The following is a 1,287-nucleotide window of genomic DNA, read 5'->3' as shown; positions in this document are numbered from 1 at the left end:
CATGTCTGTGGTGGATGGTGTGGTGGATGGGCCGGTGGGGTCGGTGGGGTCTGGTGTGGGTGGGGGTGGTTCGGGTGGGTTGTCGTCGCGGATGCGGTTGACGTTGGTGGTGTTGCTGGTGGCGCAGTTCATGCTGGCGGTGGATTTCTCGATCCTGAATGTGGCGTTGCCGGTGATCGGGCGGGGTCTGGGGTTCTCGCTGGGGAATCTGCAGTGGATCGCGACGGCGTTCGCGTTGTGTGCGGCGGGGTTCACCCTGTTGTTCGGGCGCATCGCGGATCTGTTCGGGCGGCGGCGGTTGTTTGTGGGCGGGCTTGCGGTGCTGGGGCTGGCGTCGTTGGCGGGCGGGCTGGCGGGCAGTCCTGAGGTGCTGATCGTGGCGCGGGTGCTGCAGGGGCTGGCGACGGCGGCGGTGACGCCGGCGGGGCTGTCGCTGTTGACGACGTCGTTCCCGGAGGGCCCGTTGCGGCAGAAGGCGCTCGGGCTGAACGGGGCGTTGATGTCGGCGGGGTTCACCACGGGTGCGGTGCTGGGCGGGGTGCTGACGGACCTGCTGTCGTGGCGGTGGTCGTTCTTCATCAACGTGCCGGTGGCGGCTGCGGTGCTGGTGATCGCGCCGATGGTGCTGGCGGAGTCGCGTCCCGCGGAACGGCCGAGGCTGGACGTGCCCGGTGCTCTCGCGGTGACGCTGGGTCTGCTGGCCGTGGTGCTGGGCTTCACGCGGGCGGGGGAGCACGGCTGGGGCGATCCGGTGGCGTTGGGGGTGCTGGCGGCGGGTGTGGTGCTGCTGGTGGTGTTCTACTTCGTGGAACGCAACGCGGTGGCGCCGCTGGTCCCGGTGAGTGTGCTGGGCCGGCGCACGGTCGCGTTCGGGAACATCGCCGGGGTCCTGGCGTTCGTGACGGAGACGTCGCTGGTGTTCCTGATGACGCTGTACTTGCAGAAGGTGCTGGGGTTCTCGCCGCTGGCGGCGGGTCTGTCGTTCGGGGTGCTGGGTCTGGGCACGGTCGCGGGCGGGGTGATGGCGCCCAGGTTCATCGGCCGGGCGGGCACCAGGGCGGCGCTGGTCACGGGTGCGCTGGTGCAGACGGTCGCGACGGGTGCGCTGCTCGCTCTGGGGACGACGCATGCGAGTCTGGGGCTGCTGCTGCCGGCCACGTTCGTGGGCGGGGTGGGCAACATGCTGCTGATCGTGGGGTTCATGGTGACCGCGACGAGCGGGCTGCCCGATCACGAGCAGGGCATGGCGACCGGGCTGGCCACGATGAGCCAGCAGATCGGTATCAC

1 protein-coding gene is annotated in these 1,287 nt (G+C 70.2%); it reads left to right on the top strand.

Translation table 11 applies throughout. The annotated features are described in order from the left end of the window. Positions 1-91: 91 nt before the first annotated feature. The coding region (locus AB0D74_RS50345) for an MFS transporter (RefSeq protein WP_362603431.1) at positions 92-1,287 on the top strand (1,196 nt) is incomplete at its 3' end.

Origin of the sequence: Streptomyces sp. NPDC048278, assembly GCF_040652195.1 — a bacterium.
Taxonomy (GTDB): domain Bacteria; phylum Actinomycetota; class Actinomycetes; order Streptomycetales; family Streptomycetaceae; genus Streptomyces.
The sequence above is the reverse complement of the archived record's forward strand: the minus strand, read 5'-3'. Positions and strand labels throughout refer to the sequence as shown.